The sequence below is a fragment of the Enterobacter cloacae complex sp. ECL352 genome, assembly GCF_020149545.1.
GTDB classification, from domain to species: Bacteria; Pseudomonadota; Gammaproteobacteria; order Enterobacterales; family Enterobacteriaceae; genus Enterobacter; species Enterobacter asburiae_B.
This window is the reverse complement of record NZ_CP083709.1, coordinates 2,560,360-2,580,479: the sequence shown is the minus strand read 5'-3', so window position 1 is coordinate 2,580,479 and position 20,120 is coordinate 2,560,360. Positions and strand designations below refer to the sequence as shown.

Genomic DNA, 20,120 nt, shown 5'->3' with positions numbered 1-20,120 from the left:
TTACGCCAGGAAGCGGTAGCCCGGCAGGGTCAGGAAGTCGATTAAGTCATCTGATGTGGTGATTTGCTCCATCAGGCGCGCGGCGTCGTCAAAACGTCCGCTGCTGAAGCGGTGCTCGCCCAGCTCGTCCTGGATCACCCGCATCTCTTCGGCCAGCATCTGGCGGAACAGGGTCTTGGTCACCGGTTTACCGTTGCTGAGCGTTTTTTGATGGTGGATCCACTGCCAGATGGAGGTACGTGAGATCTCCGCCGTCGCGGCATCTTCCATCAGGCCGTAGATAGGTACGCAGCCGTTGCCGGAGATCCACGCTTCGATGTACTGGACCGCGACGCGGATATTGGCACGCATGCCCTCTTCCGTACGCTCGCCCGCGCACGGTGCCAGCAGCTGTTCTTCAGCCGTTGGGGCATCGTCTTCACGCGTGACAAACAGCTGGTTTTTGTTGTCGCCGAGAACGCGGTTAAAGACCTCCATCGCCGTATCGGCAAGGCCGGGATGGGCAATCCACGTGCCGTCGTGACCGTTACGCGCTTCAAGCTCTTTGTCGGCCTTCACCTTGTTGAGCACCTGATTGTTGCGCTCTGCGTCTTTGCTCGGGATAAATGCCGCCATGCCGCCCATCGCAAAGGCGCCGCGCTTGTGGCAGGTTTTGATCAGCAGGCGCGAGTAGGCGCTCAGGAACGGTTTATCCATGGTCACGACCTGGCGATCCGGCAGTACGCGGTCGGGATAGTTTTTCAGGGTTTTGATGTAGCTGAAAATATAGTCCCAGCGCCCGCAGTTCAGGCCGACGATGTGGTCGCGCAGGGCGTGCAGAATTTCATTCATCTGGAACACGGCAGGTAGCGTTTCAATCAGCAGCGTGGCCTTGATGGTGCCGCGCGGCAGGTTGAAACGATCTTCCGCATAGCTAAACACCTCGCTCCACCAGGCCGCTTCCTGCCAGGCCTGCGTTTTTGGCAGATAGAAATAAGGTCCGCTGCCTTTTGCCAGCAGGTTCTTGTAGTTGTGGAAGAAATAGAGTGCGAAATCAAACAGGCTGCCCGGAATGGCTTCCCCACGCCAGGTAACATGTTTTTCAGGCAGGTGCAGGCCGCGTACGCGACAGATCAGCACCGCAGGGTTCGGTTTGAGCTGGTAAATTTTGCCGGCTTCGTTGGTATAGCTGATGGTGCCGTTCACGGCGTCGCGCAGGTTGATCTGCCCCTCGATAACTTTGTTCCAGTCTGGCGCCAGTGAGTCTTCAAAATCGGCCATGAAGACTTTAACGTTGGCGTTCATGGCGTTGATCACCATTTTGCGCTCTACCGGACCGGTGATCTCAACGCGACGATCCTGTAAATCTTCAGGGATGCCACGGATTTTCCACTCACCGCGACGAATGGAAGCGGTTTCCGAAATGAATCCAGGCAACTTGCCATCGTCAATTTCCTGCTGCTGATGAATGCGTGCCGCCAGCAGCTTATTACGCTGCGGCGTAAAGCGGGTCACCAGTTCAGTCAGAAATTCTACCGCTTCCGCCGTCAAAACTTGCTGTTCTTGCTCGCCATACGGCTGGGTAAAGGCCAGTTCATCGACCGTCGTTGCCTGTTGAGTCATTACTCTGCTCCTCATCAAAGATCCAAAATCACGCCCCCGATGCGAACGAAAGATCGTTGGGTAGTTTTCGCTCAGCAGAATTAAGACTATCTATATTTTTTATAAAATCAAAAACAATTTCCATTTTAATTATTAATTGTGATTAATTGATTGATTTAATTGAGATTAAAGTTGGATCGAACGGTGAGTGACATTTCGGAAATAAAAAAGGCACCCGAAGGTGCCTGATTTGAATAGCTGAAACGCTTTAGGATCGTTTAGTGCAGAAGATTACTCCAGCGTCGGATTCATGTGACGCAGATCGTATGGCGTTATCTGGTAGACGTAATAGTTGAGCCAGTTAGTGAAAAGCAAATTCCCGTGGCTGCGCCAGGTTGCTCTCGGTTTGTTTTGCGGATCGTCTTTCGGGAAATAGTTGTACGGTACATCCGGATTAAGACCCGCTTCGACATCACGGAAATACTCTGATGCGAGGGTATGCGGATCGTACTCAGGATGTCCGGTCACAAAAGCAATGCGTTTATCCTTGCTGGCAAACAGGTAAGCATCTCCGTCTTCCGTTTCGGCCAGGATCTCCAGATCGGTGTAATCACGAATCAGCTGGGCCGGGAAATCGGCGTAGCGAGAATGCGGGGCCAGGAAAGAGTCATCGAAACCGCGCGTCAGCAACGCATGTGGATGAAGAATGTGGTGTTCGTATACGCCGGAGAGCTTTTCAGTGCGGGTTTGCTTGGGGATGCCATAAAGAATATTCAGTGCGGCTTGTACCGCCCAACAGACAAACAATGTGGAGGTAACGTGATCTTTTGCCCACTCCAGAACCTGTTTGATCTGAGGCCAGTAGGCGACATCGTTAAATTCAACCAGGCCGAGCGGCGCGCCGGTCACGATCAGTCCGTCGAAGTTTTCACCCTGAATGTCATCGAAGTTACAGTAGAAGTTGTTCAAATGCTCAGATGGCGTGTTACGTGATTCACGGGCATCGATTCGCAGCAGCTGGATATCCACCTGCAGCGGAGAGTTCGACAGAAGACGCAGGAACTGGTTTTCTGTTTCGATCTTTTTTGGCATCAGATTGAGAATAAGCACCTTCAGCGGGCGAATTTCCTGACCTGTCGCACGCGAAGCCGTCATGACGAAGACGTTTTCTTCACGCAAGAAATTGACGGCTGGTAGCTCGTCCTGCACCCGAATCGGCATAACTTAATATCCTCACAGCATACGTATAAACGTTTAGACATCCAGATAGCTAACGATACCCAGAAACGGGCATAATGTCGAGTCTGCAAGAAGAAGGTGAGAAAGTTTCAAGAAGGGGGAGAGGGAAAAACAAAAGCAAAAAACCCCGCACCTTACGGTACGGGGTTCTTCTAATTGATGCCTGGCAGTTCCCTACTCTCACATGGGGAGACCCCACACTACCATCGGCGCTACGGCGTTTCACTTCTGAGTTCGGCATGGGGTCAGGTGGGACCACCGCGCTAAAGCCGCCAGGCAAATTCTGTTTAATCTGTATCAGGCTGAAAATCGTGTCTGTCTCATCCGCCGAAACAGCTTCGGCGTTGTAAGGTTAAGCCTCACGGTTCATTAGTATCGGTTAGCTCAACGCATCGCTGCGCTTACACACCCGACCTATCAACGTCGTAGTCTTCAACGTTCCTTCAGGACCCTTAAAGGGTCAGGGAGAACTCATCTCGGGGCAAGTTTCGTGCTTAGATGCTTTCAGCACTTATCTTTTCCGCATTTAGCTACCGGGCAGTGCCATTGGCATGACAACCCGAACACCAGTGATGCGTCCACTCCGGTCCTCTCGTACTAGGAGCAGCCCCCCTCAATTCTCCAGCGCCCACGGCAGATAGGGACCGAACTGTCTCACGACGTTCTAAACCCAGCTCGCGTACCACTTTAAATGGCGAACAGCCATACCCTTGGGACCTACTTCAGCCCCAGGATGTGATGAGCCGACATCGAGGTGCCAAACACCGCCGTCGATATGAACTCTTGGGCGGTATCAGCCTGTTATCCCCGGAGTACCTTTTATCCGTTGAGCGATGGCCCTTCCATTCAGAACCACCGGATCACTATGACCTGCTTTCGCACCTGCTCGAGCCGTCACTCTCGCAGTCAAGCTAGCTTATGCCATTGCACTAACCTCCTGATGTCCGACCAGGATTAGCTAACCTTCGTGCTCCTCCGTTACTCTTTGGGAGGAGACCGCCCCAGTCAAACTACCCACCAGACACTGTCCGCAACCCGGATTACGGGTCTACGTTAGAACACCAGCCATTAAAGGGTGGTATTTCAAGGTCGGCTCCACGCAGACTGGCGTCCACGCTTCAAAGCCTCCCACCTATCCTACACATCAAGGACCAGTGTTCAGTGTCAAGCTATAGTAAAGGTTCACGGGGTCTTTCCGTCTTGCCGCGGGTACACTGCATCTTCACAGCGAGTTCAATTTCACTGAGTCTCGGGTGGAGACAGCCTGGCCATCATTACGCCATTCGTGCAGGTCGGAACTTACCCGACAAGGAATTTCGCTACCTTAGGACCGTTATAGTTACGGCCGCCGTTTACCGGGGCTTCGATCAAGAGCTTCGCGTTGCCGCTAACCCCATCAATTAACCTTCCGGCACCGGGCAGGCGTCACACCGTATACGTCCACTTTCGTGTTTGCACAGTGCTGTGTTTTTAATAAACAGTTGCAGCCAGCTGGTATCTTCGACTGATTTCAGCTCCACCCGCAGGGGCTTCACCTACATATCAGCGTGCCTTCTCCCGAAGTTACGGCACCATTTTGCCTAGTTCCTTCACCCGAGTTCTCTCAAGCGCCTTGGTATTCTCTACCTGACCACCTGTGTCGGTTTGGGGTACGATTTCGTGTTACCTGATGCTTAGAGGCTTTTCCTGGAAGCAGGGCATTTGTTACTTCAGCACCGTAGTGCCTCGTCATCACACCTCAGCGTTAAAAGGTACCGGATTTACCTGGAACCTCCGCCTACATGCTTAAACCGGGACAACCGTCGCCCGGCTAACATAGCCTTCTCCGTCCCCCCTTCGCAGTAACACCAAGTACAGGAATATTAACCTGTTTCCCATCGACTACGCCTTTCGGCCTCGCCTTAGGGGTCGACTCACCCTGCCCCGATTAACGTTGGACAGGAACCCTTGGTCTTCCGGCGAGCGGGCTTTTCACCCGCTTTATCGTTACTTATGTCAGCATTCGCACTTCTGATACCTCCAGCATGCCTCACAGCACACCTTCAACGGCTTACAGAACGCTCCCCTACCCAACAACGCCTAAGCGTCGCTGCCGCAGCTTCGGTGCATGGTTTAGCCCCGTTACATCTTCCGCGCAGGCCGACTCGACCAGTGAGCTATTACGCTTTCTTTAAATGATGGCTGCTTCTAAGCCAACATCCTGGCTGTCTGTGCCTTCCCACATCGTTTCCCACTTAACCATGACTTTGGGACCTTAGCTGGCGGTCTGGGTTGTTTCCCTCTTCACGACGGACGTTAGCACCCGCCGTGTGTCTCCCGTGATAACATTCTTCGGTATTCGTAGTTTGCATCGGGTTGGTAAGCCGGGATGGCCCCCTAGCCGAAACAGTGCTCTACCCCCGAAGATGAGTTCACGAGGCGCTACCTAAATAGCTTTCGGGGAGAACCAGCTATCTCCCGGTTTGATTGGCCTTTCACCCCCAGCCACAAGTCATCCGCTAATTTTTCAACATTAGTCGGTTCGGTCCTCCAGTTAGTGTTACCCAACCTTCAACCTGCCCATGGCTAGATCACCGGGTTTCGGGTCTATACCCTGCAACTTAACGCCCAGTTAAGACTCGGTTTCCCTTCGGCTCCCCTATACGGTTAACCTTGCTACAGAATATAAGTCGCTGACCCATTATACAAAAGGTACGCAGTCACACCACAAGGGTGCTCCCACTGCTTGTACGTACACGGTTTCAGGTTCTTTTTCACTCCCCTCGCCGGGGTTCTTTTCGCCTTTCCCTCACGGTACTGGTTCACTATCGGTCAGTCAGGAGTATTTAGCCTTGGAGGATGGTCCCCCCATATTCAGACAGGATACCACGTGTCCCGCCCTACTCTTCGAGTTCACAACCTGTGTGCTTTCGTGTACGGGACTGTCACCCTGTACCGTGCGACTTTCCAGACGCTTCCACTAACACACAAGCTGATTCAGACTCTGGGCTGCTCCCCGTTCGCTCGCCGCTACTGGGGGAATCTCGGTTGATTTCTTTTCCTCGGGGTACTTAGATGTTTCAGTTCCCCCGGTTCGCCTCGTTAACCTATGTATTCAGTTAACGATAGTGCAACGAATTGCACTGGGTTTCCCCATTCGGACATCGCCGGGTCAAAGGTTCATATCACCTCGCCGGCGCTTTTCGCAGATTAGCACGTCCTTCATCGCCTCTGACTGCCAGGGCATCCACCGTGTACGCTTAGTCGCTTAACCTCACAACCCGAAGATGTTTCACTTCTGATTGCGAAAATTTGAGAGACTCGAACACACCATTAAAGATGTGTCGTTTCAATTTTCAGCTTGATCCAGATTTTTAAAGAGCAAATATCTCAAACGTCACCCGAAGATGAGTTTTGAGATACTGAGGCAGGTGACTTTCACTCACGAACCAGCAAGTGGCGTCCCCTAGGGGATTCGAACCCCTGTTACCGCCGTGAAAGGGCGGTGTCCTGGGCCTCTAGACGAAGGGGACGTGTAAGTCTCAATCGCAAGACGCCTTGCTATTTACTTTTCATCAGACAATCTGTGTGGACACTACAAAGGCAGGTTCTTTAAGGTAAGGAGGTGATCCAACCGCAGGTTCCCCTACGGTTACCTTGTTACGACTTCACCCCAGTCATGAATCACAAAGTGGTAAGCGCCCTCCCGAAGGTTAAGCTACCTACTTCTTTTGCAACCCACTCCCATGGTGTGACGGGCGGTGTGTACAAGGCCCGGGAACGTATTCACCGTAGCATTCTGATCTACGATTACTAGCGATTCCGACTTCATGGAGTCGAGTTGCAGACTCCAATCCGGACTACGACGCACTTTATGAGGTCCGCTTGCTCTCGCGAGGTCGCTTCTCTTTGTATGCGCCATTGTAGCACGTGTGTAGCCCTACTCGTAAGGGCCATGATGACTTGACGTCATCCCCACCTTCCTCCAGTTTATCACTGGCAGTCTCCTTTGAGTTCCCGGCCTAACCGCTGGCAACAAAGGATAAGGGTTGCGCTCGTTGCGGGACTTAACCCAACATTTCACAACACGAGCTGACGACAGCCATGCAGCACCTGTCTCAGAGTTCCCGAAGGCACCAATCCATCTCTGGAAAGTTCTCTGGATGTCAAGAGTAGGTAAGGTTCTTCGCGTTGCATCGAATTAAACCACATGCTCCACCGCTTGTGCGGGCCCCCGTCAATTCATTTGAGTTTTAACCTTGCGGCCGTACTCCCCAGGCGGTCGACTTAACGCGTTAGCTCCGGAAGCCACGCCTCAAGGGCACAACCTCCAAGTCGACATCGTTTACGGCGTGGACTACCAGGGTATCTAATCCTGTTTGCTCCCCACGCTTTCGCACCTGAGCGTCAGTCTTTGTCCAGGGGGCCGCCTTCGCCACCGGTATTCCTCCAGATCTCTACGCATTTCACCGCTACACCTGGAATTCTACCCCCCTCTACAAGACTCTAGCCTGCCAGTTTCGAATGCAGTTCCCAGGTTGAGCCCGGGGATTTCACATCCGACTTGACAGACCGCCTGCGTGCGCTTTACGCCCAGTAATTCCGATTAACGCTTGCACCCTCCGTATTACCGCGGCTGCTGGCACGGAGTTAGCCGGTGCTTCTTCTGCGGGTAACGTCAATTGCTGTGGTTATTAACCACAACACCTTCCTCCCCGCTGAAAGTACTTTACAACCCGAAGGCCTTCTTCATACACGCGGCATGGCTGCATCAGGCTTGCGCCCATTGTGCAATATTCCCCACTGCTGCCTCCCGTAGGAGTCTGGACCGTGTCTCAGTTCCAGTGTGGCTGGTCATCCTCTCAGACCAGCTAGGGATCGTCGCCTAGGTGAGCCGTTACCCCACCTACTAGCTAATCCCATCTGGGCACATCTGATGGCAAGAGGCCCGAAGGTCCCCCTCTTTGGTCTTGCGACGTTATGCGGTATTAGCTACCGTTTCCAGTAGTTATCCCCCTCCATCAGGCAGTTTCCCAGACATTACTCACCCGTCCGCCGCTCGCCGGCAAAGTAGCAAGCTACTTTCCGCTGCCGCTCGACTTGCATGTGTTAGGCCTGCCGCCAGCGTTCAATCTGAGCCATGATCAAACTCTTCAATTTAAGTTTGATGCTCGTGAATTAAACTTCGTAATGAATTACGTATGTTCACTCAGAGACTTGGTATTCATTTATTGTCCGAAGACATTAAGAATCCATGTCACTTTGAGTGCCCACACAGATTGTCTGATAAATTGTTAAAGAGCAGTGCAACGCGGCTTTCGCTCACCGTTGCGAGGTGGCGTATATTACGCTTTCCTCTTTCAGAGTCAACCCGTTATTTCAGAATTTTTCTCTTCAACCGAACCGCTTGTTGTGTGAAGTGATTCACATCCGCCGTGTCGATGGAGGCGCATTATAGGGAGTTCTCAGCAGGCCGCAACCGCTAAATGACAGAAAAATGACTGACTGCTGCATTCCACAGCAAAACCCCGCCTTATACCTTTTTACACACAGACTTATCCACAATGATACGAAAAAGTGAAAATGTGCGAGCGTTGCGCAAACGTTTTCGTTAAAATGCTCGCGCTTAATAAGGATGCCCCGTCAGGTGTGTTAGATGAGTTTTTCGCAGGAAAATTCATCTAACGCTCTCTGTAATCGTGAAATCCAGGGGATTTACCATGCAACAACGTCGTCCAGTCCGCCGCGCTCTGCTCAGTGTTTCTGATAAAGCCGGTATCGTCGAATTCGCTCAGGCACTTTCCGCACGCGGTGTGGAGCTGCTTTCTACAGGCGGTACCGCTCGCCTGTTAGCAGATAAAGGTCTGCCGGTAACCGAAGTGTCCGATTACACCGGTTTCCCGGAAATGATGGATGGACGCGTCAAAACCCTGCATCCGAAAGTGCACGGCGGTATTCTTGGCCGTCGCGGTCAGGACGACGCCATTATGGAACAGCATGACATCGCCCCAATCGACATGGTTGTCGTTAACCTCTACCCTTTTGCCCAGACCGTTGCTCGCGAAGGCTGTTCTCTGGAAGATGCCGTAGAGAATATTGATATCGGCGGCCCAACCATGGTGCGCTCCGCGGCCAAGAACCATAAAGATGTGGCCATCGTCGTAAAGAGCAGCGATTACAACACCATTATTAATGAGATGGATGCCAACGAAGGGACACTGACTCTGGAAACGCGTTTCGACCTCGCCATCAAAGCCTTCGAGCACACCGCGGCGTACGACAGCATGATCGCCAATTACTTCGGTAGCCTGGTGCCTGCTTACCACGGTGAAAGCAAAGATCCTTCTGGCCGCTTCCCGCGCACCCTGAACCTGAACTTCATTAAGAAGCAGGATATGCGTTACGGTGAGAACAGCCACCAGCAGGCAGCCTTCTATATAGAAGAAGAGGTAAAAGAAGCCTCTGTTGCGACCGCTCAGCAGGTTCAGGGCAAAGCGCTCTCCTATAACAACATTGCGGACACCGACGCCGCGCTGGAATGCGTGAAAGAGTTCAGCGAGCCGGCCTGCGTTATCGTTAAGCATGCGAACCCATGCGGCGTTGCCGTGAGCACCTCTATTCTGGATGCCTACGATCGCGCGTACAAAACCGACCCGACCTCCGCGTTCGGCGGCATTATCGCCTTCAACCGCGAGCTGGATGCTGAAACCGCACAGGCCATCATCTCCCGCCAGTTCGTTGAAGTGATCATCGCGCCATCCGCATCCGAAGAGGCGCTGAAAATCACCGCGGCAAAACAGAACGTGCGCGTGCTGGTTTGCGGCCAGTGGGCAGAACGCGTGCCGGGCCTGGACTTCAAGCGCGTGAACGGCGGCCTGCTGGTTCAGGACCGCGATTTGGGTATGGTGACAGAAGCCGACCTGCGCGTGGTAACCAAACGTCAGCCGACCGAACAGGAACTGCGTGACGCGCTGTTCTGCTGGAAGGTCGCGAAGTTCGTCAAATCCAACGCCATCGTCTACGCCAAAGAAAACATGACTATCGGGATAGGCGCAGGCCAGATGAGCCGCGTTTACTCCGCGAAAATCGCGGGCATTAAAGCAGGCGATGAAGGTCTGGAAGTAAAAGGCTCCGCCATGGCTTCTGACGCCTTCTTCCCGTTCCGTGACGGTATCGACGCGGCGGCTGCAGTGGGCATCACCTGTGTGATCCAGCCTGGCGGCTCAATTCGCGACGACGAAGTGATTGCCGCTGCCGACGAACACGGCATTGCAATGATCTTCACCGACATGCGCCACTTCCGCCATTAATTCCGGGAGCAGAAAATGAAAGTATTAGTGATTGGTAACGGCGGACGCGAGCACGCTCTGGCGTGGAAAGCGGCGCAGTCTCCGCTGGTGAAAACAGTTTTCGTAGCACCGGGCAACGCCGGTACCGCGCTGGAACCCGCGCTGCAGAACGTGGCTATTGGCGTGACCGATATCCCGGCGCTGCTGAGCTTTGCCCAGAGCGAGAAAATCGATCTGACGATTGTGGGCCCGGAAGCGCCGCTGGTGATTGGCGTCGTCGATGCGTTCCGCGCGGCGGGTCTGACAATCTTCGGGCCTACGGAAGGCGCCGCGCAGCTGGAAGGCTCCAAAGCCTTCACCAAAGATTTCCTCGCGCGTCATAACATCCCGACGGCGGAATATCAGAACTTCACCGAAGTGGAGCCAGCCCTGGCCTACCTGCGTGAAAAAGGCGCGCCGATTGTGATCAAGGCCGACGGCCTGGCCGCCGGTAAAGGCGTGATCGTGGCGATGACGCTCGAAGAAGCGGAAGCCGCGGTTCAGGATATGCTGGCGGGTAACGCCTTTGGCGACGCGGGCCACCGCATCGTGATCGAAGAGTTCCTCGACGGTGAAGAGGCCAGCTTTATCGTGATGGTCGACGGCGAGCACGTTCTGCCGATGGCCACCAGCCAGGATCACAAGCGCGTGGGCAATGGCGATACCGGCCCGAATACTGGCGGAATGGGCGCTTACTCCCCCGCTCCGGTAGTGACTGATGAAGTCCACCAGCGCACCATGGATCGCGTCATTTGGCCAACCGTGAAAGGGATGGCGGCGGAAGGCAACACCTACACCGGTTTCCTCTATGCGGGTCTGATGATCGACAAGCAGGGTAACCCTAAGGTCATCGAATTCAACTGCCGCTTTGGCGATCCGGAAACGCAGCCCATCATGCTGCGCATGAAATCCGATCTGGTGGAACTGTGTCTGGCAGCCTGCGAAGGCAAGCTCGACGAGAAAACCTCAGAGTGGGACGAGCGTGCGTCTCTGGGCGTGGTGATTGCGGCGGGTGGTTATCCGGGCAACTACAACACCGGGGATGAAATCCACGGCCTGCCGCTGGAAGAGATTGAAGGTGCGAAGGTGTTCCATGCGGGTACGAAGCTGGCTGACGACGATCGCGTCCTCACCAACGGCGGACGCGTGCTGTGTGCAACCGCGCTGGGCCATACCGTGGCAGAAGCGCAGAAGCGCGCCTACGCGCTGATGGCGGATATTCACTGGAACGGCAGCTTTAGCCGTCAGGATATCGGTTATCGTGCAATTGCGCGCGAGCAGGGCGAGTAATTTCACACCCTCACCCTAACCCTCTCCCTCAAGGGAGAGGGAACTTAAATCAAAAACTCTTCTCTGTCGGCTGCCAGGTGCAGAAGTCTTCGTTCGCCACCAGCAGCAGCTGAGAGCCTTCCGGCGCTTCAAGCCACGCCACACTCACTTCCATTGATGAATGACGCTGACGGCGTTGAATGTGTTCTGTTGCCCAGGATTCGAGCTCAGGCTTGACCGTCTGTCCTTCGCAGGTTGTCACCGTCCCATCGGCATGCCAGCGCCCCTGGCGCAGCACAACGCGTCCCAGACGAAGCGCATCGCTGGTCTGGCGGATTTGTTCGGCACGATAACGGTAGAGAGCGATCTGATCGCTGGAAAGCTGCTGTTTTTGGCCGCTGACTTCGCGCTGCATAAAGCTCAGCTCGCCATGGTCGTCAAAACGCACTTTCACGTGTTCGGGGGTCTTGCTGTAGACGTTCAGTTCAATCAGCGACAGGTCATCTCCCTGCCAGCGATATTCCGCAGTCGACGTATTGCCGTTATGCCACGGGCTGAAGGCAGAAAGCAGATGCACTTCGCCGCCGGAATCTTTGCGCCAGATCCTCACAGCACCCTGGTTGTCCGCGTAGCCGCTGGCGGTAAACGGCGGCAGGGAGGTGTCGTGGCTGCAGGCTGACAGCAGCAGCATGCCTGCCAGCGCGAGCGTTCCACGCCAGAAAGACAAAAGGGGCGTTGCCGCCCCTTCGCTAAAACTGTTCACTGCCACGCGTCTTACTTAACAGCGTCTTTCAGTGCTTTACCAGAAACAAATGCCGGCACGTTAGCTGCGGCGATTTTGATTTCTTTACCGGTCTGCGGGTTGCGGCCAGTACGCTCAGCGCGGTGGTTCACTTTGAAGGTACCGAAACCAACCAGTTGCACAGCATCGCCTTCTTTCAGAGACTCAGTAATAGCAGCCAGGGTAGATTCCAGAGCAGCTTTAGCCTGCACTTTAGACAGATCAGCCTTGTCCGCAATTACATCAATCAGTTGAGTCTTGTTCATAAGTTATCCTTTCAATGTGTTTATCGCTTGCTAAGCATCGAGTGCGACGAAAATGCCAAAAAAGCACTCTCCTGCATACACGCACCGATAGCCACTTTTTTTCGCCCCCCAAATGTAGACCAGACAAGGGGCGAAAGGGAAGAGTCGAGGAGCGACAAAACGGGCGTTATCTCAAGTTTTCTTGTCTCATTGGTTAAAAATTATACCAATATTGCTCTCCGCAGCCTCTCGTAAGTCCGCGCGCAGCCCTTTTATCAGCTCAATATCGCGTTCTTCACACTCTGCCAGCAGGCGGAAAATTTCCCACTGAATGTCCCATTCTTGCTCAACCGCCGGGTTTGCACGCAGCTCTTCGTCGGTCATCTCGCGACCTTCCTGGGTCATTTCCAGCATCGCGACGGTCGTAATAGACGCCTTACTGACTTCAACTGCGTGCTCCAGCGTTTCACCGCTCAGACGGGAGTGGAGCAGTTCGCTTAACGCCACGCAGGCATCAATCGCCGGATAGACACCGTACAGGTCAAAATCATCCGCAGCCGGAATCGCCTCTTCCAGCTTTTCCAGCTGGGAGTCGAAGTTCACCTTCGCGTCTTTCACCGTCAGCGTTTCCCAGATCAGATCCAGAATGCGGCGGTAGATATGGCCATCACCAAAGCCCGTCTCCTTACAGAACGCGGCATAGTTGGGATACATGCGCTCGCACAGGCAAGCCATAAACGTCACGTGCTGCCAGCTTTCAAGTTTCTCAAGGCGCAGGTGAATCGGGTTTTGTAGCATGATGATCTCTCGAATCGAAAATTAGGCGCAGTTTACCTGAATCATCGCTGAATTTCCTGCCAACGAACAAAAGCCGGACGCGAAGATGCCACGGCGTCTGCCCAGCGCGTCGGCTCCGGCAAGCGGTAGCCCTTCATGCAGCGCTGCACCCACGCCAGGGCGCTGTCCATGCTAACCCGGTGCCCCGTGGCGATAAAGAGCGGATTACAGCGTGCCTTGCTGCGCCAGACCCACGCCAGCTGTTCACCTTTATGGATAAGCGGCGCCAGCGCGCCCGGCTCGGCTGAAAGAGGTTCAAACGCGCCGCACAGGCGTTTCTTGGCAACGCCAATGGTCGGCACATCCACCAGCAGCCCAAAGTGGCTGGCAACGCCTAAACGGCGCGGGTGTGAAATACCGTGTCCGTCGACAAACAGCAGGTCAGGTTTTTGCGAGAGTTGCTCCCACGCTGCCAGCAGCGCGGGATATTCGCGGAAGGAGAGAAAGCCCGGAATGTACGGCATGGTGGTCGCGATACGCGCTACCTTGTACTCCACCAGCTCAAGCGAAGGATATTTCAGTACCACCATCGCCGCTCGCGTCACTTCCCCACCCTGCTCGAATCCGACGTCTGCTCCGCCAATGTACTGCGGAGGATCCTTATCCAGACGATCCTCGCGGATCACCGATGAGGCCAGTTCGATTTGTTGAGCGCGTAGCGACGCGAGATCCATAACCACTCCTTACTTGTGATACTGGGCAGAAAGCCGATGCACCGCCTCCACAAATACGCCTGCGTGTTCTGGCGGCACATCCTGATGAATGCCGTGGCCGAGGTTAAAGACGTGGCCTTCACCCTGGCCGAAACCAGACAGTATAGTCGACACTTCTTCTTCAATGCGCGCTGGCGGCGCATAGAGCATGGACGGGTCCATATTGCCCTGCAGCGCCACTTTGTCCCCCACGCGACGGCGCGCATCGGCGATATCGGTCGTCCAGTCGAGGCCCAGCGCGTCGCAGCCGGTTGCCGCCATCGCTTCCAGCCACTGGCCGCCACCTTTGGTGAACAGCGTCACCGGCACGCGGCGGCCTTCGTTTTCACGCAGCAGGCCGTCGACGATTTTGTGCATGTAGTACAGGGAGAACTGCTGATAATCGCGCCCGGTCAGCACGCCGCCCCAGGTATCGAAAATCATCACCGACTGCGCACCCGCCTTAATCTGCGCGTTCAGGTAGAGGGTGACGCTCTTCGCCAGCTTATCGAGCAGCGCGTGCAGGGCCAGAGGCTCGGCGTACATCATCTTTTTAATCATGGTGAAGGCTTTGCTGCTGCCTCCTTCAACCATATAGGTCGCCAGCGTCCACGGGCTGCCGGAGAAGCCAATCAGCGGCACTTCACCTTTCAGCTCGCGGCGAATGGTGCGCACGGCGTTCATCACGTAGCCCAGCTCGCCTTCCGGATCGGGGATCGGGAGCTTATCCACGTCGGCTTTGCTTTTGATTGGGGAGGTGAAACGCGGACCTTCACCGGTTTCGAAGTACAGGCCAAGGCCCATTGCATCCGGAATGGTCAGAATATCCGAGAAGAGGATCGCAGCATCCAGCGGGAAGCGGCGCAGCGGCTGGAGCGTCACTTCGCAGGCCAGCTCGGCATTTTTGCACAGCGACATAAAATCGCCCGCCTGCGCGCGCGTGGCTTTGTACTCCGGGAGATAGCGTCCCGCCTGGCGCATCATCCATACCGGGGTGACATCAACGGGCTGGCGCAGCAGCGCACGCAGATAACGATCGTTCTTCAGTTCGGTCATTTTTGCAGTTCCTTAAGCGTCATGGCCTCAGTGTAACACTACTCATACTCGGCCCGACACATCGCCACGGTATCTTCTATCAGCCGACGTGCCACGGTGCCCGGCGGAGGCAACAGCGGTAGATCGTCGTAGCGATACCAGTTTGCTTCCAGCAGCTCTTTCTGGTCGATAACGATCTCGCCGCTGTCGTATTCGGCCATAAATGCCGTCATCAGAGACTGCGGGAACGGCCACGGCTGGGAGGTAACGTAGCGCAGGTTCTTCACTTTGATCCCGCTCTCCTCCATCACCTCGCGCGCTACCGCCTGCTCCAGCGTTTCGCCCACCTCGACGAAGCCGGCCAGCACGGTGTGAATGCCGTTGCGATGGCGGGTATGCTGCGCCAGCAGGATGGAATCCTCCCGGCGGATAGCGACGATAATGCACGGCGCTATCTGCGGATAGTAGCGTTCGCGGCAGTGGCTGCAGAGCATCGCCCACTCGGTTTTGCTCGGACGCATGGTATGACCGCAGTAGCCGCAGTATTTATGCGAGCGGTAAAACTCAGAAAGCTGCACGCCGCGCCCCGCCAGCTGGAACAGCCCCACGTCCAGATCCAGCACCTGGCGCACCGATCCCATATCCTGGCGGCGGGGCTGTTGGATCAACCACACCGGCTCACCCTGCCACTCGCCGATCTTCAGCGCTGGCTGGCCAACGAGATCGAACGCCTCAGCTGCACCGTAGGGGATTTCCCCGGCAGGAAGCCATAATTTTTGTTCGTGACTGACGATCCACCAACCAAGATCTGATTTTTCAATAATACGATCCATATCTATTGCACTACCTTCGCTTCACTGACATGTTGTTAGCATTGTGGTTACATTCTGGATAAGCAGATTCAATCCTACATTTTGCGGAGTCGACCATGTTAAACCAGCTGGAAAGCCTGACTGAGCGCGTTAGAGGAAATAACAAACTGGTGGATCGCTGGCTACATGTACGCAAGCATCTACTCGTGGCTTATTACAATCTGGTCGGTATTAAGCCTGGCAAAGAATCGTTTATGCGACTGAATGAAAAAGCGCTGGATGATTTTTGTCAGGGCCTGGTCGACTATCTGTCCGACGGCCATTTCAATATTTATGAACGCATTATCCGCGAAATGGAAGGGACAACGCCGTATTTAGCGGCCAGCAAGCTCTATCCCCTTCTGGAAGCCAACACCCAGCAGATCATGGATTACTATGATTCCGCGCTCGAGAACGCTATCGATCACGATAACTATCTTGAGTTTCAGCAGGCGCTATCCGACCTCGGTGAAGCGCTGGAAGAGCGATTCACGCTGGAAGATAAGCTGATAGCCCTCGTGCTGGACAATGATTTGAACATCAGTAACGAAGAGAACGTCGCGCGCCCTGCTTGAGTTCTTCATCGTTAACGAGTAATTTACAACCATTCGCCCCTCTCACGAGGGGGATTTTTCTTGTCGGAGTGCCCAGCGCCTGAAAGCGCGGGCTGAGACCGTTAATTCGGGATCCGCGGAACCTGATCAGGCTAATACCTGCGAAGGGAACAAGAGTCACACTGCTGTTGTATCGCCTGAGGGCGATCCTCTCTTGCTTCATCCGTCGTCTGACAAGCCATGTCCTTCACTTTTGGAATGAGCTATGTCTACTGCAAAACTGACCCGCCGCGAACAGCGCGCACAGGCCCAACACTTCATCGACACGCTGGAAGGCACCGCTTTCCCGAACTCGAAACGCATCTATATTTCCGGCTCGCAGGCCGATATCCGCGTCCCAATGCGCGAAATTCAGCTTAGCCCGACGCTTATCGGCGGCAGCAAAGATAACCCGCAGTATGAAGACAACGAAGCCGTGCCGGTGTATGACACCTCCGGCCCGTACGGTGACCCTGATGTTGCCATCAACGTCCAGCAGGGTCTGGCTAAGCTGCGCCAGCCGTGGATTGATGCGCGCAACGACTGTGAAGAACTGAGCGTACTCAGCTCTGCCTACACCAAAGAGCGCCTGGCCGACGACGGTCTGGACGAGCTGCGCTTTACCGGCCTGCTGACGCCAAAACGCGCTAAGGCGGGCAAATGCGTGACCCAGCTGCACTACGCGCGCCGGGGCATCGTCACGCCGGAGATGGAGTTCATCGCCATCCGCGAAAACATGGGTCGCGAGCGCATCCGTAGCGAAGTGCTGCGCTATCAGCATCCGGGTGAAGGCTTTGGCGCTCGCCTGCCGGAGAACATCACGCCGGAATTTGTGCGTGACGAAGTGGCCGCAGGCCGCGCGATTATCCCTGCCAATATCAACCACCCGGAATCCGAGCCGATGATTATTGGCCGCAACTTCCTGGTGAAGGTCAACGCGAACATCGGTAACTCGGCCGTCACCTCCTCCATCGAAGAAGAGGTGGAGAAGCTGGTCTGGTCCACGCGCTGGGGCGCGGACACGGTAATGGACCTCTCCACTGGACGCTATATTCACGAAACCCGCGAATGGATCCTGCGTAACAGCCCGGTACCGATTGGCACCGTACCGATTTATCAGGCGCTGGAAAAGGTCAACGGCATCGCCGAAGACCTTACCTGGGAAGCGTTCCGCGACACGCTGCTGGAGCAGGCCGAACAGGGCGTGGACTACTTCACCATTCACGCGGGCGTGCTGCTGCGCTACGTGCCGATGACGGCAAAGCGTCTGACCGGCATCGTCTCGCGCGGCGGTTCCATCATGGCGAAGTGGTGCCTGTCACATCATCAGGAAAACTTCCTCTACGAACACTTCCGCGAAATTTGCGAAATCTGCGCCGCGTACGATGTCTCTCTGTCTCTGGGCGACGGCCTGCGTCCGGGCTCTATTCGCGACGCGAACGACGAAGCGCAGTTTGCCGAGCTGCACACTCTGGGCGAACTGACCAAAATCGCCTGGGAGTATGACGTGCAGGTGATGATTGAAGGCCCGGGCCACGTGCCGATGCAGATGATCCGCCGCAACATGACCGAGGAGCTGGAGCACTGCCACGAAGCACCGTTCTATACCCTGGGGCCGTTGACCACTGATATTGCGCCGGGCTATGACCACTTCACGTCGGGCATTGGCGCGGCGATGATCGGCTGGTTCGGCTGCGCTATGCTCTGCTACGTCACGCCAAAAGAGCACCTCGGCCTGCCAAACAAAGAGGATGTGAAGCAGGGGCTGATCACCTACAAAATTGCCGCCCACGCCGCGGATCTGGCCAAAGGCCATCCGGGCGCGCAAATTCGCGATAACGCCATGTCGAAGGCGCGCTTTGAATTCCGCTGGGAAGACCAGTTCAACCTGGCGCTGGACCCGTTCACCGCCCGCGCCTATCACGACGAGACCCTCCCGCAGGAATCAGGCAAAGTCGCGCACTTCTGCTCTATGTGCGGGCCAAAATTCTGCTCGATGAAAATCAGCCAGGAGGTGCGCGACTACGCCGCCGCGCAGACCATTGAAGTGGGGATGGCGGACATGTCTGAAACCTTCCGCGCCAGAGGCGGCGAAATCTACCTCAAAAAAGAGGAGGCGTAATGTATAAGCCCGATTTCCCGCCTGTCCCCTACCGTTTAGGGCTCTATCCGGTGGTGGACAGCGTGGAGTGGATAGAGCGCCTGCTCAAGACAGGCGTTCGCACCCTCCAGCTGCGCATCAAGGATAAACGCGATGACGAGGTGGAAGCCGATGTGGCTGCCGCCATCGCGCTTGGGCGTCGCTACGATGCCCGTCTGTTTATCAACGATTACTGGCGGCTGGCCGTTAAGCACCAGGCGTACGGCGTGCATCTGGGTCAGGAGGATCTGGAAACAACGGACCTGAGCGCTATCCGCGAAGCCGGGTTGCGTCTTGGCGTTTCAACACACGATGACATGGAGATCGACGTGGCCCTGGCGGCCCGTCCCTCTTACATCGCGCTGGGTCACGTCTTCCCGACGCAAACCAAGCAGATGCCCTCCGCACCGCAGGGTCTGACGCAGCTGGCGAGTCACGTTAAACGCCTTGCCGATTACCCTACCGTCGCCATTGGCGGAATCAGCCTTGAACGCGCCCCGGCGGTGCTGGAGACCGGCGTCGGCAGTATCGCCGTCGTCAGCGCCATCACCCAGGCCGCAGACTGGCGGTTCGCCACCGAACAGCTGTTACAGCTGGCAGGAGCGGGTGATGAACGATCGTGATTTTATGCGCTATAGCCGTCAGATCTTGCTGGAAGATATCGCCATCGACGGACAGCAAAAGCTGCTCGCCAGCCGGGTGCTGATTGTCGGTCTGGGCGGGCTAGGCGCGCCCGCCGCGCTTTATCTGGCAGGCGCAGGTATCGGTACGCTGGTGCTGGCCGACGACGACGAGGTTCACCTCAGCAACCTGCAGCGACAAATCCTCTTTACCACCGAGGATATCAACCAGCCGAAAGCGCAAATCACCCGGAAGCGCCTGAACCAGCTCAACCCGGATATCGCGCTGATTGCCCTGCAGGAACGGCTCAGCGGTGACAACCTCAGCCGTGAGGTCGCCCTTGCCGACGTGGTGCTGGACTGTACCGACAACATGGCGACGCGCCAGGCGATTAACGCCGCCTGCGTGGCAAGTAATACGCCGCTTATCACCGCCAGCGCGGTGGGTTTCGGCGGGCAGATGATGGTCCTGACCCCGCCGTGGTCGCAGGGCTGCTATTGCTGCCTGTGGCCGGATGATGCAGAGCCGGCGCGCAACTGCCGTACGGCGGGCATTCTTGGTCCGGTGGTCGGCGTAATGGGCACAATGCAGGCGCTGGAGGCCATCAAGCTGCTCAGCGGCATGGAGACGGAACGCAATACGCTGCGGCTGTTTGATGCCCGCTCCAGCGGCTGGCGCCATCTGGCGTTACACCGCGCCAGTCGCTGCCCGGTATGCGGAGGCCGCGATGCGCATTCTGTTTAACGATGAGCCGATGAAATGCGACGACGGGCTCACCGTTGCGGTACTGCTCGACAAGCTGCGCCAGCTCAAGCCGGGAACGGCGCTGGCGCTCAATCAACAGATCCTGCCGCGCGAGCAGTGGGAACATCAGCAGGTCAATGACGGCGACCAGATCCTGCTGTTTCAGGTTATCGCAGGGGGCTGAG

General features: G+C 55.7%; 15 protein-coding genes, 1 tRNA gene, 3 rRNA genes and 1 riboswitch. Of the genes, 7 read left to right on the top strand and 12 right to left on the bottom strand.

The annotated features are described in order from the left end of the window. The 6 genes from aceB to LBF07_RS12535 form a co-directional block, all read right to left on the bottom strand. Positions 1–1,602: a malate synthase A gene (gene aceB, locus LBF07_RS12560; RefSeq protein ID WP_094935072.1), complete on the bottom strand. Its 1,602-nt coding sequence runs from the start codon at positions 1,600–1,602 to the stop codon at positions 1–3. Between the two features lie 270 nt (positions 1,603–1,872). Further along, entirely contained in the window at positions 1,873–2,802 is a 930-nt protein-coding gene (metA, locus tag LBF07_RS12555; RefSeq protein WP_024906663.1) for a homoserine O-succinyltransferase, read from the bottom strand. A 179-nt stretch (positions 2,803–2,981) separates the two neighbouring features. After that, a 5S ribosomal RNA gene (gene rrf / locus LBF07_RS12550) occupies positions 2,982–3,097 on the bottom strand. Between the two features lie 71 nt (positions 3,098–3,168). Then, positions 3,169–6,073 (bottom strand): 23S ribosomal RNA (locus LBF07_RS12545). 183 nt (positions 6,074–6,256) lie between these two features. Next, positions 6,257–6,332: transfer RNA gene (locus LBF07_RS12540), tRNA-Glu, on the bottom strand. 85 nt (positions 6,333–6,417) lie between these two features. Next, positions 6,418–7,959, bottom strand: a 16S ribosomal RNA gene (locus LBF07_RS12535). Together the 16S, 23S and 5S rRNA genes with 1 tRNA gene alongside form the textbook arrangement of a ribosomal RNA operon. Positions 7,960–8,519: 560 nt before the next feature. On the opposite strand from LBF07_RS12535, the gene purH reads away from it, so the two are divergent. Together purH and purD are read left to right on the top strand one after the other, a co-directional pair. After that, positions 8,520–10,109 carry a bifunctional phosphoribosylaminoimidazolecarboxamide formyltransferase/IMP cyclohydrolase gene (gene purH, locus LBF07_RS12530; protein ID WP_094935703.1) on the top strand — a complete coding sequence of 530 codons (1,590 nt, stop codon included), beginning with the start codon at positions 8,520–8,522 and terminating at the stop codon, positions 10,107–10,109. 15 nt (positions 10,110–10,124) lie between these two features. Continuing rightward, positions 10,125–11,417, top strand: a complete 1,293-nt coding sequence (gene purD, locus LBF07_RS12525; protein WP_029742044.1) for a phosphoribosylamine--glycine ligase — start codon at positions 10,125–10,127, stop codon at positions 11,415–11,417. A 49-nt stretch (positions 11,418–11,466) separates the two neighbouring features. Here purD and LBF07_RS12520 read toward each other — a convergent pair whose 3' ends face one another. The 6 genes from LBF07_RS12520 to nudC form a co-directional block, all read right to left on the bottom strand. Next, entirely contained in the window at positions 11,467–12,159 is a 693-nt protein-coding gene (locus LBF07_RS12520; RefSeq protein ID WP_033146981.1) for a DUF1481 domain-containing protein, read from the bottom strand. A gap of 11 nt (positions 12,160–12,170) precedes the next feature. Then, positions 12,171–12,443 carry a nucleoid-associated protein HU-alpha gene (hupA, locus tag LBF07_RS12515; protein ID WP_002445246.1) on the bottom strand — a complete coding sequence of 91 codons (273 nt, stop codon included), beginning with the start codon at positions 12,441–12,443 and terminating at the stop codon, positions 12,171–12,173. Between the two features lie 186 nt (positions 12,444–12,629). Continuing rightward, positions 12,630–13,220 carry a YjaG family protein gene (locus LBF07_RS12510; protein WP_069303510.1) on the bottom strand — a complete coding sequence of 197 codons (591 nt, stop codon included), beginning with the start codon at positions 13,218–13,220 and terminating at the stop codon, positions 12,630–12,632. Positions 13,221–13,261: 41 nt separating this feature from the next. After that, positions 13,262–13,933 (bottom strand): deoxyribonuclease V, encoded by a 672-nt coding sequence (nfi, locus tag LBF07_RS12505; protein WP_023309979.1) that lies wholly within the window; start codon positions 13,931–13,933, stop codon positions 13,262–13,264. A gap of 9 nt (positions 13,934–13,942) precedes the next feature. Next, on the bottom strand, positions 13,943–15,007 hold the full coding sequence (hemE, locus tag LBF07_RS12500) for a uroporphyrinogen decarboxylase (protein ID WP_029742041.1): 1,065 nt from the start codon (positions 15,005–15,007) through the stop codon (positions 13,943–13,945). 38 nt (positions 15,008–15,045) lie between these two features. Then, positions 15,046–15,819, bottom strand: a complete 774-nt coding sequence (nudC, locus tag LBF07_RS12495; RefSeq protein WP_094935702.1) for an NAD(+) diphosphatase — start codon at positions 15,817–15,819, stop codon at positions 15,046–15,048. A gap of 95 nt (positions 15,820–15,914) precedes the next feature. On the opposite strand from nudC, the gene LBF07_RS12490 reads away from it, so the two are divergent. The 5 genes from LBF07_RS12490 (at position 15,915) to thiS (ending at position 20,119) form a co-directional block, all read left to right on the top strand. Further along, the gene (locus LBF07_RS12490) at positions 15,915–16,412 is read left to right on the top strand and encodes an Rsd/AlgQ family anti-sigma factor (RefSeq protein WP_048979202.1); all 498 of its coding nucleotides are present in this window, start codon (positions 15,915–15,917) and stop codon (positions 16,410–16,412) included. A gap of 54 nt (positions 16,413–16,466) precedes the next feature. Further along, positions 16,467–16,578: riboswitch (TPP riboswitch) on the top strand. A 78-nt stretch (positions 16,579–16,656) separates the two neighbouring features. Next, a complete protein-coding gene (thiC, locus tag LBF07_RS12485) occupies positions 16,657–18,552 on the top strand; it encodes a phosphomethylpyrimidine synthase ThiC (protein ID WP_033146986.1) in 1,896 nt (631 codons plus the stop codon). Beyond that, positions 18,552–19,193, top strand: a complete 642-nt coding sequence (gene thiE, locus LBF07_RS12480; protein ID WP_087822976.1) for a thiamine phosphate synthase — start codon at positions 18,552–18,554, stop codon at positions 19,191–19,193. Before thiC ends, thiE begins: the two co-directional genes overlap by 1 nt. After that, entirely contained in the window at positions 19,180–19,935 is a 756-nt protein-coding gene (locus LBF07_RS12475) for a HesA/MoeB/ThiF family protein (RefSeq protein ID WP_094935701.1), read from the top strand. The genes thiE and LBF07_RS12475 overlap by 14 nt, the downstream gene beginning before the upstream one ends. Continuing rightward, complete coding sequence (gene thiS / locus LBF07_RS12470; protein WP_039262358.1) at positions 19,919–20,119, top strand: sulfur carrier protein ThiS; 201 nt, start codon at positions 19,919–19,921, stop codon at positions 20,117–20,119. The genes LBF07_RS12475 and thiS overlap by 17 nt, the downstream gene beginning before the upstream one ends. Position 20,120 lies beyond the last annotated feature (1 nt).